Origin of the sequence: Priestia sp. Y58 (assembly GCF_029522095.1) — a bacterium.
GTDB lineage: Bacteria > Bacillota > Bacilli > Bacillales > Bacillaceae_H > Priestia > Priestia megaterium_E.
Genome location: NZ_JAKWFL010000012.1, coordinates 1 through 15366 on the forward strand (window position 1 = coordinate 1; position 15366 = coordinate 15366).

Genomic DNA, 15366 nt, shown 5'->3' on the forward strand with positions numbered 1-15366 from the left:
TCCGCATTTCCTCATGCAACCGACAGACTCGTTACCAAGAATGCCGTTTCGGATGGAGATCATCTTTGCGTCTAGATGAGTAGCATTAGCTACACTGTAAGAAAGCGACTTCTTGTCGCACCATAAGATAAATTCTAGGAACTAATTATTTTGAAAAGAAGAGTGTTCTCTTCCCTTTTTTTGTTGATACGATCTTTTCAATGCTCAAAGCAGTTTTTTTCCTCAGTTAGATAAAAAAGAGCATGACCTTTTGTCATTCGTTAGGTTTACGCTCTTGTCTTGTAATAAAGATGAGAGTTTCATTTAAACGGCTATTAGAGTATATAGTTAGCAAAATTGAAATGTTTAAGAATATTTTTAGTTGTCTATTATATAAACACTTTAAAAATTACATCTAGAATAGGTAGTTAGGAAACTGCTTTTGTAAATTTTTTAGAATTTCTTGCCCTATTATATTTAACGAAATCTTAGTTCCATAAGCGCCATGGCTTTTTCCATTTTTATCTGATCTCCCTCCAAGACCGATGAATTGCTCTGATGGCTTAAAATGAAGTCCTACCACTGGAATATTCATCCTCGAGTGAAAGCCAATTTGATATTTTACATCAGGAAAAAGATTAACATATTCTAATGATTCAAAATGAATTTCGTGCTCCAAAAGCTCAAATCTTTTACAGTGTTCTTTACCAAGAATAATTATTAAAGATGGTTTTAAAAATTCTAATACATCTCTAAGAAATTTCTTTGTAAATGGTGAATCAAGTATATCTTGTTTTGTTGCAATTCTTCCCATTTGACTTCTAGTAGCTATAGGGAAGAAATCAGTATGTATTACACGCGAAAAACCTCTAATATCATACAAAGAACCACCCATGCCGTTTAACAAACCTTCTAATTTTGCTCCATTTTGCTTTCCAAACCAGCTACGGTATGCAGTTTCTCTATGGAAATATGAACAATAATATTGAATAGTTTCATTTAGTAGAATTTCGTTTTCTACATATTCTCTCAATGAAACATCTTGCTCCCTTACGTAAAATCTTGCATTTTCAGCTAATAATAGTCCGTCTTTATTATCAAGAAATTCTCTGGTAGATGGGTTCGTAGCAATTGTCACCCAATTTTTAGCACAAGGGTTACCGAACCATACTACGGGTGTACTTCTATCAATAATTTCATTTCTTAGATTAGTATTTAATAGTTCTTCTTGGTAATTTGCTGCACGAATTAGAAGCGATTTAGCTTCTTTATTTTGAATATTGTTTAATAAATAATTATTCATATTTAATCATCCTATTAAATGACTTTATGTCCAAAAACCATACTTAAACTCGGGTGATAATCTTTTTAATTACTATATAAACGGCGCATATAACACAGGTTAAACGCTATAATTTTTATTACCTTATACCGTTACTATTTTATAACTAAATTAGATCATTTTGTTTTTTTACAAATTTATGATACTTGTTTATTAATCGCTTTAAGAGTCCGTCTATTTATTTCTTTGAATTTTGAGTCATAAATCAGACAATTCCGGTACAAAAAGTTCAATACACTTGCAACTATTCTCCGAATATTGGTAATTCTGATACGATTACGCTAAAAAAGGGGCCTAATCAGTATGGTAAACCAGCATTCATTCAAATAGAAACATTATCAGCCTGAGATTATTTTGCTAACTGTAAGATAGTACCTACGATACAATCTCAGTTTTCGTGATTTGGTGGAAATGGTTGAAGAACGAGTCCAATCTATCGCTCACACAACCATCATGCGTTGGGTACGCCAATATAGTCCTGAATTAGATAAGAGAGTTCGCCGTCATTTTAAGAAAGCAAACTATTCTTGGCGAGTAGATGAGACGTATATCAAGATAAAAGGGCAATGAATGTATTTATATGGCGCAGTTAATTTTGAAGGAAGTGCGATTGATTTTTGCACCAGGATTCAAATATTTATACCTTACTTTTCATTCAGCATCTACTAAAATACTTTGACATTTTGGACAGTTAATTTCTTTTAAACCATATCTATTTTCTTTATCAAAAACATAAATCTTTTCGCATTCTGTACATTGAACAACATTATTTTCAATAAAGATTTCAAGCTTTTGATTTGAACAGATAACCCTAGCAATTCTAATATCGTTTATTAGATATAAGTTTACAGGTTTTTTACCTTTACTTATCTTTACTCTATCTGAAAGAGTAATGGCAATACCAGATCTTGTCCAAGGCATTATCATATTCCTGATTTTATTGTCACTTTCTTTAAATACATCATTACTTAGCAATGGAATCGTAAAAGTGGTTGTTTTAATACGTTTTAACCTCGCTCTTTGGTTCACTTCTGTAATAATTTCTTCAAATTTAGTTTCACAAAATTTATCTATTCCCTCTATTATATCTTCTCTAGAAGGAATAGTTGCCTCATTATTTAATCTGTTTATATGTACATCAAATACATTTTTTAAAATATTAATTAAATCCCGAGGAGAATTTTGGGCAAACATCAATATAAAGTCAATTAAGTAATCTTCACATTGTAAGAGTTTCTCTAAACTATTTATCTTTTTATCGCTTAGTACCTTTAACCTTGCATTAATCATTTCTTTGACTTGAGCCCTATTCCATTCAAGACTATAGTTTTCAATTCTATCAAGACGAACATCTTGGCTCCAATGATCAGATAATTTATCCCACAAGAAGAATTTTAATACTACAGTTTTTCTTTCTAATAACTTTAACTCTTTGATTAAAGGCTGTATTAATAAGTATGAGGAAGATGAATCGTTTCCTGTTAAATGATTTTCGTCCACCTTATCAATAAGTAAAAACACACCCTTGATTCTAACTTTTTCAAATAAATTCTCTATAAAGTATAGATCTTCAATTATAGGAATTTTTACTTCTTCTTGCTTTGTGGTGAAAGTTAAATCAATTTTACCTATATTAGCTGTGGCTAAAATTAGGTTTATTATAGATGATATGGGTTTAGATGCCGTTATCCACAAATCATATAATTTCCCTTTAATTCCTTTTATTGTTCCGATAGCATGTGAAATTTCAGTTGGATTCAAATTCTTGAGATACTTATTTATTAAATCTAATAATGCCTTTCTTTCGTACTCATCAAATTCTACCCCTGAATATCTAGCTTCTTCAATATGGAGTTTAGAAAGAAAAGCTATAAGTAGGGATGTACATAATTTTGCGATGTGATGTTCAAAAGTCACTTGTTGCACTTTTGATCTGTTTTCAACAGGAAAGTTATCATAAACAATTGAAATAATATCTGAAGTCTCCTCAGCTAATTGTTCAATTCTTTTTCGTTGAGCAGTTTTCCCGAAGCCCCTAGGCGCTAACACAATAGAAGATTTAGGATTATCTAAATCTCCCACTAATGAAGAAAAATAAGGTGGATTAACAAAATATTCACTTAAATATTCTTCGTTTTCAGCATTCGTTGACGAAAAAGGATCAGCTTTGAAACCTAAATTTTTAAAATATTGTCCCCTAGTGAGCATTAATCTTCCTCCAGTCTGTTAGTTAACTTAGCTACCATTGTCTTTCATTCTTAGATAGGGCTTGGCATCTTAACTTTTTAATTGGCGTTCATTGATCTGAGTATTTAGTATTATTATCATAATACTAAATACTCAAGCTCGAATAATGTCATATTTTGTTTTTTTATCCTTTTTGTACACAAAAAAATTTCATTTATTTGTTTGCGGTAAGTGGAAGAGCCCATTGATGAAGAAGAATCCGGAGATTTAAATAGGCAAAAAATCTGATAATCACCTAAAATAGGAGAAGATTAAATAAGAAAAGCGAAACAAGCTATTGTAGCTTCTACTGGCTACGCAGAAGCAACTTAATACTGTCTAGATATACGTATCCCCACAAAGCTTTGGCTACCTCTTGGAAACAAAGACCTGTCATGGCTAGCATCGTTAACAACCCTTAATTAATAGGCTAATCATTCTAATAGTCTAGAAGCTGTTTCACTTTATGGTAATACAAATCTCGATTAGGGATTTCTTGCTCAGATAGTGACGTGTTTAAGGGTTCTTTATGTAATGGATGCTGTATATACTTCGTTTCATATAACTAGTTCATAAAACTTTTTGAAATCGTCATTTTTGCATCTGAAGTTGCAAGTGAATAAGTTTTTTCCCTCCTCCCCCTCCTTACCTAATAATGCGGTGCTTAAATACGTCTGATAGTTTCGAATATGCCGATGGCGTAAATTTTTTAAAAATAGTGTCTTCTGCTTTTATATTTGAAATACGGGTTCTTATACCTATATTTTACACAGTGCTGAAAATAATTCAGTTTGTAGGAAAACTTAATTGGTACATAGCAACTATTGGTATTCTATTAATATTTGCAAAAATCATATTTACATATCTCTTAGAAAGAGAAAAAAACGTATATAATTTTTATAAGTATAAACCACTTTATTATCTCTACACATTATGCACCCTTTTAAGGTTTAAAATCATGTAGGAGGAAGAAAAGTTAAGATATTTGTATACTAGAGCTACTTTATTAACAACGAGATGGTACCCAGGGGTACCATCTCGTTGTTAATAAAGTAATACCTGGTTGATAATATTACTATGTCCAAGATTTAGAAATTTAGAGATGTAACGAAATTATCTTAAAATTTCCGCACCAAAATCCGAATTTGACCTTACTTAGGATTTATCTATCTAGTGAAGGAACGCTACGTAATTTAATATGAGAATAAATAATAACTATTAAGAAAGTTACATAAATTAATTATAGATATAAACATGAAAAACTTTATAAACATTTTATATGTAATAAGAATAATAATTGGATCATTAAATTTTTTGTAAAGACAAAATCAATTTTCTCTTCGTTTTAGAATAGCTACATTTTATTATTTGAAATCATAGAAGAAGTATACATTTAATAAGCCCTATTGTATTTATGAAAAAAACTTATAGACGTCTTTCTTTATAATGGTATAATTATTTATTAATGGAATTTAATATGAAAAATAGTTGGCTCTATACTTTAAAAAAGGGAGTTAAATTATGAATGATAAATTAAAATCTCTCTCTACACCAGCTATATTACTCTCACTTCTAGCAGTTATATTTGCAATAGCTTCATTTTTAACCCTTACTAGCTCTTATTCAGGAATTGCAAGTAGAGTTATCTTCTATGGGTCGATTATTACAACATCATCTGCTATTATAGTTCCTCTTCTCTCTTTCAAAAAATTCAAGTTAGATAGTTATAAAATAAAACTATACAGTTTGTTTTTTGGAATAATCGTTCTTCTTTTATTAATAATATTTGATTCTTATGGTATTGGTATTATGATCGAGTTGAAAACTTTTGCTGATAAAGGTCTTATTTGGGGACTTAATACAGCGTTATTATTATTTAATTTAACTTATTTGGAAATTGAAAATAATGACTTAAAAAACCAAGAAAGAATTAAATATAATTTACAAAAAGAAGAAGAATTAAAAATAGAGAAAGAAAAACGAGCTATTGAAATGGAAAAACTGATAGAAAGTCAGAGAAAAGTATTAAAGTTGCAAAGAGAGCTTCTTAAATCGAAACAAAAAAGTAATGCCAAGGGAGAAAATGAATAATGGATCTCTATACTGAAATAATGAAAAATAACTCTTTAAACAAAATTACTGTAAACCTTAAGAGTCATCGTGACTACCTATACAGCGGTTGGGAAATTACTCAAATTGGAAATTCTTTAAACAATGTTTACTATAAAAATGAATTAATAAATACTCTTAAATCGTTATTGTTAAATGGAACAAATCCAGAAGATATATACATATTGAACCAGTCTGTAAAAATAGGTAAAAGATATAATCTTATAAAAGATGGACAGCTAAACTTAAGAAGCTCAAGGGATATTGCCTTTTTATATTACATGGGGTCACCTATTCCTTTAGTTCCAAATAAACATCCGTTGAACATATATAATTTATTTGAGATATATAGATTTTTGTATAAAAAATGTAATTCTTTAGGATTAACCCCTCCTAATCGTCGATATACTCTACATGAATTATTAGAAAATAAAAGTAATATAAACAATGCTAAATTACTAAAAGAATATTTAAAGGAAAAAGTTTATGAATGTAATCCTGCATCCGAAATTAATAAAGTTAATGAAAAAATATTAAAATTGTTTAATTCCTTAGATAAATTATTAAAAACTTTTGATAATTTATTTACTGACATAGAATTACTTAATAATTTCAATAAAAAATATGGTTCAAACATAGTCGAAGGATTGGCCTTAGAAAAATACAAGAGTTTAGACAAATACTTTAGATTTTTCTTTAAAACTTTTAATAAATTAGACCGACCTTTTGTATGTGTCTACAAAAGAGAGGAACAACAGTTAGATGTATTATGTACAGATTTGATTTCTATTGAAAATTTCACTGAAGACAATTACAGATTTTTTGAGACAAAAAATATATCACAAAATAGCCCTCTAACCATTGCCATTTGTATCGGCCTTGGTTTTGCTCCTAGTCTTTTTAAAGTTGGAGAAGCTTTATCATTAGCTAAAAGAAATGTTCTCAATGTTAAGAATGACCTTTTACAAGCAAGGGCAGAAATTGCAGCAACGGATTCGAGGATTATTCAACACCATGAGGAACTCATGGCTTTAAAGAAAGAAATTGAAGATGTAAACAATGAAATAAGAAAACTAGAAAACAATACCATCAACAATGAAGTTATAAATACAGCTAAAGAAGTTATATCAAATAATCCGGCAACTGATGAAGATATAAATAGTTTCGTAACCAATAGTGTGAACTCCTTAGAAGAAAAAAATAATGAAAATTTAAAACAAACATTAGAAGAAAAGAAATTGGATATTGATAATGTTACGATTAGAGAGAATGAAGCTTCCTAAATAAATTAATTTTTAAATAACTCACATTTTTCTCAGACTAAAAAATTATTGTTAGTTGAACTTGTAAGTTTTCTTCCTTCTCTTTGTTAGTTTTATAGACTTTTAAGAAGACTTCAATATTATAACAGCCAAACCGTTCAACTTAATTTATATTTATATGACTTTGCTGTTATATGATAAATATAAACGCCTTTTAACTAATAAATCTCATTTTTAAATCGTCTCAAGCTCCTCAGCAATCTTACTCTTTCAAGTAAGATTGTCAGGACTAGAATAAGTAACTAATCTGAGCTGTCATACGCTCTCAAGGTTACGATAAGTAGCCCATATCAAAATTCTCAACAATACATAAAGTAATTAGAGGATTAAGGAAAGATGTAAAAGCAGAAGGTTTTCTACAAATGTGAACAGACAATACTATAATTATCTTGAGAATGTGACGTAAATGTTTTATAAACTTTAACGTAGCAGAAAACCCTACTTGTTGATCTGCAAGTAGGGTTTTCATATTCGCTTTCCTTATAAGATTATCCTTGTTTTGTACCATTTTAAAAAGGGTACTTTTATAAAAACTCTTATTAATCAATAGTAAGATTAATTAAAATAAAATTGTCCTTGTTATAATAATTGTATTAGGATACGCAGGGAAGTCTGTGGAGGTGGAAAGATTGCAATATAACTTTATTGATTTATTTGCTGGCATTGGAGGTATGAGTATAGCTTTTGAACCTTATGGAGAATGTGTCTTCTCATGTGAATGGGATGTAAAAGCACAAGAAACATACGAAGCTAATTTTGGCCACAAACCTGTTGGTGATATAAGAACTGTTAATGAAAAGGAAATTCCTGATCATGATATATTATTAGCTGGCTTTCCATGTCAGCCATTCAGTATAGCGGGAGTTAGTAAGGAAAAATCATTAGGCAGAGAACATGGCTTTTTAGATGAAACTCAGGGAACTCTCTTCTTTGATATTGCACGTATTATTAAAGAGAAACAACCTCAAGCTTTTCTACTGGAAAATGTAAAGAATTTAAGAAGTCATGATAAAGGAAATACATTTAAAGTAATAAAGAAAGTACTAGAAGACCTGGGATATACTGTTTATTCCGAGGTTATTAATGCAAGAGGGGTAGTACCTCAAAATAGAGAGCGAATCTATATTGTTGGCTTCAAGAAACCTTTAAAATTTGAATTTCCTATAATTCCAAAAGAAGGTCCTCCTCTACATACAATTCTTGAAGAAAATGTAGAAGAAAAGTATACATTAAGTGATAAACTTTGGAATTATCTCCAAGCCTATAAAGAGAAACACGCAAAAAAAGGAAATGGTTTTGGTTTTGGGCTAGCAGATTTAAACTCTTATAGCAGAACACTCTCTGCTCGTTACTATAAAGACGGAAGTGAAATCCTAATCCCGCAAGGTGAAGGGAAGAACCCTCGAAAACTGACTCCAAGAGAATGTGCCCGATTGCAAGGATTTCCAGATTCCTTTAAAATTGTAGTAAGTAATACTGCTGCCTATAAACAGTTTGGTAATAGTGTGGCAGTTCCGGTTGTAAGTTTGATTGCAGAAAAGATGATACAAGCGATTAAACGACAAAAAGGGTTAGAGGAAATCACTAAACGTAGATTTGCAGATAATATGCAACGTAATAATTTACAATATGTAAAAAACGCTATTGAGACAGTCAAACAATATGGTCGTTTTTACTGTAAATTTATATCTGCCAATGACGCTGATTTAACTGGTGCGCATCAAGTTGGGCTTTACATTGCTAAACCTGCGTGGAATATATTTTTTGAAGAAAAAGGAATAAAAGGTGAGAATCAAGATAAATATATTAAGGTTCATTTAGATGGTTATGAACCTTTTGAAAGTCGTGTTATTTATTATGGTAAAGGGACAAGGAACGAGTATCGAATTACGCGCTTTTGGTCAAATTCTCCTTTCGATAAGAAAGAGCAAGTAGGAAATCTTATTGTATTTATTCCGATGGATGAAGAAAATTATAAAGTCTATCTTTTTGATACAGAAGAAGAATTTGAGTTATTTATAGACACTTTTTCTTTATCTTTAATTAACAACAATGCCGTTTATGATGATGGCAGAGTTAAAGACATCGACTTATCAGTAAGATTAGAGGAGGAAATTGCAAAAACATCCGTGTTATTTGAAGGTTTCCCCGAAACTGTTAAGCTTGCAGAAGTTGCAAGAACATTACACCATAAAGTTTATGAGAATGAAATATTTACACCTGATCAAATAATTCTAGAATGGATGAAAACAGAATATAGTATCTTTAGAGCTATTGAAAAAAATGTATATAAAGATTATTTAAAAACACCATTTGAAGACCTTGATGTTCTACACACATTTTCAAGCAGTGCTTTAAATAGACGGAAAAGTCGGGCTGGTAAATCTTTAGAACACCATATTAATTTTCTATTTTCTAGCTACAGTCTTCCATTCAGCCATCCAGGTAAATCAGAAGGTAATAAAAAACCAGATTTTTTACTTCCGTCAAATGAGGCATATAGTGACATGCTTTTTTCTGATGAAGATTTAATATTCTTGGGTGCAAAAACTACGTGCAAAGATAGATGGAGACAAGTACTTAACGAGGCAAATAGAATAGATTGTAAACATTTGTTTACATTACAACAAGGTATTTCCTCTAATCAATTGGATGAAATGGCAGAAGAAAATTTAATTCTTGTTGTTCCGGAATCGTATCATTCGTTATATCCTGCTGATTACCAAGATCGATTATGGACAGTTGAAAGATTTATTCTTTTTGCAAGAGAGAAATATTTGTTCTAAGGGCTATTTGGGGTCCTTTTGGCTCTAAAACCTTGTAGATATTGGATTGACGAAGGGTTCTTAAGTAGAAAGAAAGCAACGGGCGTATTTAAGGAACTACAGATTAAGGAAAGAATAGAACTTGTGATTTTTCACCAATCGATATCATATAAATAATTTATTAAATGTATAAGTGCTCAAGTACTCAAGTACTCAAGTACATAATACGTAAAGTACTTAATGCGAAGAAGTAGTTTTGTTATTAACAATAAACACTTACTTCGCCTTAATAGACTAGAGGACATGATTAACCATTCTAATACTAAATTCAAATCTTATCTTACTTTTAAGATTTGATGACATTTGTGTTTATATTTTTTCGCAAAGAAAGGCTTTTGAGTAAGCAAAATGCCTTTCTTTATGAAAAATATGTAACAATATTATAAATTAGATATATTAATTTCATACTCCAACTTATTAATTATCTAACTAAACATAAATTCCATCCTTTGTTATATAAACTCCCCCCCTAGTATTCGGAATGTTTCAACTTCATTCTTTTTTAATGCTGCTACGTTTTATCTTCTTAATTTTCCAATAAAATATCCGTTTGCAAAATGATATTTTGACTACCAAATGAACGTAAGCTCTCACCTTTTTTTGCTAAACTAAAAACTTTTGCATTTATCTCAGTATTATTACTGCAATTATATTTTTTGCTTTATGATACACAAAGTAAAAAAAGAAACGCCTATCTAATGGAGATGGACCTTTCTTTTTAATAACGTCCTTACTTTATTGAAAAGTTATCAAACGTCATAAAGTAACAATGAAGATATAACTGAAGCTATATCTCATCAAAATATTTCAACTCGAATTTTTCACTTCGTGATAATTGGTTTATCAACTGACTATCAAATTCATCATTAAAAGGTTTCTCCATGTATATGCAATCAATTTCTGAAAGAGGAGCATCAATTAAATCCGTTAATCGGCTTCTTTCTCCACAGTTATCCATAAATACCCCTTTAATTGTATGGAGAGATTGTATCCTTTCAATAAACATATTTACGTATTTAATGGCTTCTTCTAATGCTTCATGCTCTTTTTGTTGATAGTATATAGCTACATTTGCCATTTTTTCACCCCGTTCTTGTAGGGTACTGTAAGAAAGTGCTATAATATTTTATCACAAAAATAGACTATGAAACAATAAACTTTGTTATAATTGGTATAGTAGGACAAGTGTTCGGAGGTGAAGATATTGTTATATCGTTTTATTGACTTGTTCGCTGGTATCGGAGGTATAAGAACTGCTTTCGAGCCTTATGGAGAATGTGTCTTCTCATGTGAATGGGATGTAAAAGCACAAGAAACATATGAAGCTAATTTCGGCCACAAACCTGTTGGTGATATAAGAACTGTAAATGAAAAGGAAATTCCTGATCATGATATATTATTAGCTGGTTTTCCATGTCAGCCATTCAGTATAGCGGGAGTTAGTAAGAAAAAATCATTAGGCAGAAAACATGGCTTTTTAGATGAAACTCAGGGAACCCTCTTCTTTGATATTGCACGTATTATTAAAGAGAAACAACCTCAAGCTTTTCTATTGGAAAACGTGAAAAATTTGAGAAGTCATGATAAAGGCAATACATTTAAAGTAATAAAGAAAGTGCTAGAAGACTTAGGATATACTGTTTATTCCGAGGTTATTAATGCACGAGGGCTGGTACCTCAAAATAGAGAGCGAATCTATATTGTTGGTTTCAAGAAACCTTTAAAATTTGAATTTCCTATAATTCCAAAAGAAGGTCCTCCTCTACATACAATTCTTGAAGAAAATGTAGAAGAAAAGTATACATTAAGTGATAAACTTTGGAATTATCTCCAAGCCTATAAAGAGAAACACGCAAAAAAAGGAAATGGTTTCGGTTACGGTCTAGCAGATTTAAACTCTTATAGCAGAACACTCTCTGCTCGTTACTATAAAGACGGAAGTGAAATCCTAATCCCGCAAGGTGAAGGGAAGAACCCTCGAAAACTGACTCCAAGAGAATGTGCCCGATTGCAAGGATTTCCAGATTCCTTTAAAATTGTAGTAAGTAATACTGCTGCCTATAAACAGTTTGGTAATAGTGTGGCAGTTCCGGTTGTAAGTTTGATCGCTGAAAGAGTAGTACAAGCGATTGAGCGAGACGAACTACTAGAAGAAAAACTGGAAGAGGGGCGAACATGCGACAAAATAATTCGGAGCGTTTAACTAATGCTATTGAAGCGGCCAAGCAATATGGTCGCTTTTATTGTAAATTTATATCTGCCAATGATGCTGATTTAACTGGTGCGCATCAAGTTGGGCTTTACATTGCTAAACCTGCGTGGAATATATTTTTTGAAGAAAAAGGAATAAAAGGTGAGAATCAAGATAAATATATTAAGGTTCATTTAGATGGTTATGAACCTTTTGAAAGTCGTGTTATTTATTATGGTAAAGGGACAAGGAACGAGTATCGAATTACGCGCTTTTGGTCAAATTCTCCTTTCGATAAGAAAGAGCAAGTAGGAAATCTTATTGTATTTATTCCGATGGATGAAGAAAATTATAAAGTCTATCTTTTTGATACAGAAGAAGAATTTGAGTTATTTATAGACACTTTTTCTTTATCTTTAGTTAACAACAATGCCGTTTATAATAAAGGAAAAGTTACAGATATTGACTTGTCGATAAAATTAGAGGATGAAATTAAAAATGTTTCTATTTTATTTGATAATTTCCCTACAACTATAGAACTTGCAGAATTAGCAAGAAAATTACATAACGAAGTATATAAAATGAAAAAATTCACTCCTGACAATAAAATTTTAGACTGGATAAAAATAGAATATAGTACCTTTAAGGCTCTAGAGAAGAATATCTATAAGGAGTATCTTACAACTCCATTTGGAGAAATAGAACCCTTAATTGCTTTTGCAAATAGCGCCCTAAATAGAAGGAAAAGCCGTGCTGGTAAGTCTTTAGAACACCACATTAATTTTCTATTTTCTAGCTACAGTCTTCCATTCAGCCATCCAGGTAAATCAGAAGGTAATAAAAAACCAGATTTTTTACTTCCATCTAATGAAGCATATGCAAATTTATCTTTCCCAAAAGAGGATTTAATATTCTTAGGGGCAAAAACTACGTGCAAAGATAGATGGAGACAAATACTTAATGAAGCAAATAAAATAGAACGGAAACATTTATTAACATTGCAACAAGGGATTTCTCCTAATCAATTAGATGAAATGGAAGAGGAAAAGGTTACTTTGGTAGTGCCAAAACCCTATCATTCATTCTATCCTGTTAATTATAGACATAGGTTATGGACAATTGAAAAATTCATCGAATTTGCAGAAGAAAAGTATTCTGTTTAAAGTTATCCTATTAATTTTTTCAAGTTAAGCTAAAGCTAAAAACCCTTTGCTTATATAAGCAAAGGGTTCTCTTTATCCCTTAGATGAATTTAATATAACGACAAAAAATAAAGCTATTTTTTGCCATTATATTTCAAGCTCTAATTGACTTTCTAAGCTTAAATTTACTAATTTTTGCTTTTGATCAAGTGCTTCTTGCCACTTAGAATCAATAAAATCATAGTCGATACCAGCAAATGTTTTAAGAATTGATTCAAAAATAATTTTAGCCCCTAAAGTCGGTACCGCCATGCCTATCTGTTTACGTACTTGCTCCTTAGATCCTTGAAAGTTATACCAATCCGGAAAAGTTTGCAGACGTGCTCGTTCTCTATTAGTTAGTGCTCGTGGCTCTAGCCAATGATATATATGAGTACCTCCACCACCACTTCCAGTTACTGTATAGGCCGGTTGGTGAGGATCAAGCCTTTTATATATCTGACTTAACCGTGCTCCTTTTACATTTAATCTAAGCGTTTCAGGAATTTCTTCACACCATGCATTTTTCCCTGGTGGTATATGCTTTAGCATTTCTACTACTTTTGCTGCATGTTTTGTTCTTTCATTATTAAATGCATCTTCGGGAATAGGAGGACTATTTAAAGCTTCGTATGAGCTAACAAATGGAGTATTTATCCCGTCATGAGTCGGAGCAGGCACCTTAAACTCCAGACCAAAATCGTTCCGTATTCCTACAATAATAATCCTTTTTCGTTTTTGAGGCACACCGTATTCATGAAATTTATAAAGGTGAGGTGTTAATTTGTAACCGGCACCTTTAAGGTCAGCTAAAATTTTTGCAAATGCTAGGCCGCCATTTGCACTCTGTAAGCCTCCCACATTTTCTGCTACAAAGAACTTAGGTTGATGATGTTGAAGCACTTTTACTCCAAACGTATAAAGACCTCCATATTCGCCATCAAACCCTCTGTGTTCTCCCACTAAACTAAAATCATTACAGGGAAAACCGAAGGAAAAAGCATCAATAGGAGCAAAAGACTCAATATCTATATCACGTACATTTCCATGGATAACACTTTCAGGGCGTGATGGACAAATATTTTCACGATAAGTTTGTACAGCATAGTCGTCTATATCATTTGCCCACTCATGTTCAATTTTATATTCATTTCCTTGTTTATCTATTACACGAGCTAATTTGGCCCCGAGCGAAAAACCGCCAGGTCCGCAAAACAGCTCACCCTTCCTAAATATCATAAAGAATCTCTCCTGTTCGTATAATTAGTATACCGAATTCAACTAATTTTTGCAGCTATCCTTTTACATTTAAATCTTAAAATTTCTCTTCCTTTTTTTCTCAATCTCCAAATACAATAAAATAAAAAAGCCCCTACTATATATAGGGAGCTCTTTTTATTTTATTACTCCTCTAATTGTCCAATGTCCACATTCCAATTTACTGAAATTGTAGTGTATACTTTCTTTTTAGCCCTTAGCTTCTCATATGGATTGATAACTAATTGTATTTCAGGAGTATCATTAATATTTTTTATAAAAACCAATACGTAATTTTCCTTCAACTTACTAGCTACTTCCCACTCTTTATCTGTAAAAGCTAAACTGCCTTTTTTTGTAGCTAATCCTTTTACTTCAAAAAAGTAATTAGGGTTGCCTACTAACTCAAAATCATAACCGCAACCATATTGTCTAGTATCTAATAGTTCTCCTGACAACTTGCTTATATTTCCCTTTGAAAACTCTTCTATGAATATTTCCTCTGCTTTTAACCCTGTTATCCCTCGAGATCCATATTCTCTACGTATATTTTTATCTTCTTGATCACTTGCTATATCCAATACACTCAGATAAGATTCAGTAGCTTTATTATTAGAATGAATGATGTCTTTTACTATTTCACGAAGAGCTTGTTCACTCAATAATTTATACTTTTCAGCTACCTCTATTCGTGACGGTGGAAGAGGAAATTGATAGTATCCTTTTCTATGACTATGTAGAGTATCAAATTGATCTCTCATCTGTTTTATTGTGTAACGATTAACATCTAATTTGTCTCCTATTTCTCTAAAAGCTTCGGCTCTCGAGCGGTAGTCTAAATTACGTACAGCTTTCATGTCAAACTTTGAAAGATAGAAGGCTATTATTAAAGCTAATTTAAATTTATTCTCCAAAACTATCTCCCCTTAAAATT

General features: G+C 31.3%; 10 protein-coding genes and 1 pseudogene. 6 read left to right on the forward strand and 5 right to left on the reverse strand.

Annotated elements, in window-relative coordinates; translation table 11 throughout:
* Positions 1-394: 394 nt before the first annotated feature.
* A complete protein-coding gene (locus tag MMB68_RS24510; protein ID WP_277549455.1) occupies positions 395-1282 on the reverse strand; it encodes a hypothetical protein in 888 nt (295 codons plus the stop codon).
* Between the two features lie 387 nt (positions 1283-1669).
* Here MMB68_RS24510 and MMB68_RS24515 point away from each other — a divergent pair.
* Positions 1670-1888: pseudogene (locus tag MMB68_RS24515) on the forward strand (IS6 family transposase); the annotation flags it as partial.
* A gap of 84 nt (positions 1889-1972) precedes the next feature.
* On the opposite strand, the gene MMB68_RS24520 reads toward MMB68_RS24515, so the two are convergent.
* On the reverse strand, positions 1973-3529 hold the full coding sequence (locus MMB68_RS24520) for a P-loop ATPase, Sll1717 family (RefSeq protein ID WP_277549456.1): 1557 nt from the start codon (positions 3527-3529) through the stop codon (positions 1973-1975).
* 1539 nt (positions 3530-5068) lie between these two features.
* Between MMB68_RS24520 and MMB68_RS24525 the strand changes: the two genes are divergently transcribed.
* From MMB68_RS24525 to MMB68_RS24535, 3 genes are all read left to right on the forward strand, one after another.
* Complete coding sequence (locus MMB68_RS24525; RefSeq protein WP_277549457.1) at positions 5069-5638, forward strand: hypothetical protein; 570 nt, start codon at positions 5069-5071, stop codon at positions 5636-5638.
* Complete coding sequence (locus MMB68_RS24530; protein WP_277549458.1) at positions 5638-6939, forward strand: hypothetical protein; 1302 nt, start codon at positions 5638-5640, stop codon at positions 6937-6939. The genes MMB68_RS24525 and MMB68_RS24530 overlap by 1 nt, the downstream gene beginning before the upstream one ends.
* Positions 6940-7598: 659 nt before the next feature.
* Complete coding sequence (locus MMB68_RS24535) at positions 7599-9764, forward strand: type II restriction endonuclease (protein ID WP_277549459.1); 2166 nt, start codon at positions 7599-7601, stop codon at positions 9762-9764.
* A gap of 826 nt (positions 9765-10590) precedes the next feature.
* Here the strand turns inward: MMB68_RS24535 and MMB68_RS24540 are convergent.
* Positions 10591-10881 (reverse strand): hypothetical protein, encoded by a 291-nt coding sequence (locus MMB68_RS24540; RefSeq protein WP_277549460.1) that lies wholly within the window; start codon positions 10879-10881, stop codon positions 10591-10593.
* 126 nt (positions 10882-11007) lie between these two features.
* On the opposite strand from MMB68_RS24540, the gene dcm reads away from it, so the two are divergent.
* Together dcm and MMB68_RS24550 are read left to right on the forward strand one after the other, a co-directional pair.
* The gene (dcm, locus tag MMB68_RS24545) at positions 11008-12006 is read left to right on the forward strand and encodes a DNA (cytosine-5-)-methyltransferase (protein WP_277549461.1); all 999 of its coding nucleotides are present in this window, start codon (positions 11008-11010) and stop codon (positions 12004-12006) included.
* Complete coding sequence (locus MMB68_RS24550; protein WP_277549462.1) at positions 11979-13157, forward strand: type II restriction endonuclease; 1179 nt, start codon at positions 11979-11981, stop codon at positions 13155-13157. The genes dcm and MMB68_RS24550 overlap by 28 nt, the downstream gene beginning before the upstream one ends.
* 126 nt (positions 13158-13283) lie before the next feature.
* On the opposite strand, the gene MMB68_RS24555 is transcribed toward MMB68_RS24550, so the two are convergent.
* Both MMB68_RS24555 and MMB68_RS24560 read right to left on the reverse strand, forming a co-directional pair.
* Positions 13284-14414, reverse strand: a complete 1131-nt coding sequence (locus MMB68_RS24555; protein ID WP_277549464.1) for a DNA cytosine methyltransferase — start codon at positions 14412-14414, stop codon at positions 13284-13286.
* A 164-nt stretch (positions 14415-14578) separates the two neighbouring features.
* Positions 14579-15346: a protein NO VEIN domain-containing protein gene (locus tag MMB68_RS24560; RefSeq protein ID WP_277549465.1), complete on the reverse strand. Its 768-nt coding sequence runs from the start codon at positions 15344-15346 to the stop codon at positions 14579-14581.
* Between the last annotated feature and the right edge of the window lie 20 nt (positions 15347-15366).